Annotated in this window: 1 protein-coding gene; it reads left to right on the plus strand. The window is 62.4% G+C overall.

From position 1 onward, the window contains the following. Positions 1-66: 66 nt before the first annotated feature. A protein-coding gene (locus tag AC07U4_RS24835; protein WP_495197607.1) for an IS5 family transposase occupies positions 67-824 on the plus strand; the annotation gives its coding sequence in 2 pieces (ribosomal slippage) (positions 67-400 and positions 400-824; 759 coding nt in all). Positions 825-843 lie beyond the last annotated feature (19 nt).

Here is an 843-nt window from a genome sequence, read left to right on the forward strand (position 1 = left end):
TGCTAGGGTCAGGACCCATTGATGTGAGCATCGCGATCTGATTCAGGCTCTGCGAGGAGACAGTGGATGAGCGAGCTGTACTGGCTGACGGATGAGCAGATGGCGCGCCTACAGCCGTACTTCCCCAAGAGCCATGGCAAGCCGCGGGTCGATGACCGCCGGGTGCTGAGTGGCATCGTCTTCGTCAATCGCAACGGACTGCGCTGGTGCGATGCGCCGAAGGACTATGGCCCGCACAAGACGCTGTACAACCGGTGGAAGCGCTGGGGTGAAAGGGGCGTTTTCCTCCGCATGATGGAGGGTCTCGCGGCAGCGGAGGCCGTGCCAAAGACGGTCATGATCGACGCGACCTACCTGAAGGCACACCGCACGGCATCGAGCCTGCGGGTTAAAAAGGGGATCTCGGCCGCCTGATCGGCCGCACGAAAGGCGGCATGAACACCAAGTTGCATGCCGTCAGCGATGCGGACGGGCGGCCCTTGAGCTTCTTCATGACCGCCGGGCAGGTCAGCGACTACACCGGCGCGGCAGCTCTGCTCGACGATCTGCCAAAGGCCCAATGGCTGCTTGGTGATCGCGGTTATGATGCCGACTGGTTCAGGGATGCCCTGGAAGCCAAAGGCATCCAGCCCTGCATCCCAGGTCGGAGCTCGCGCAACGAGCCGGTCAGATACGACAAACGCCGCTACCGACGTCGCAGCCGCATCGAGATCATGTTCGGCCGCCTGAAGGACTGGCGTCGCGTCGCCACCCGCTATGACCGATGTCCAACGGTCTTCTTCTCGGCTGTTGCCCTCGCGGCCACTGTCATCTTCTGGCTGTGACCAATGAGTCCTGACCCTA

The organism is Sphingomonas sp. GW821-FHT02B09 (assembly GCF_059421875.1).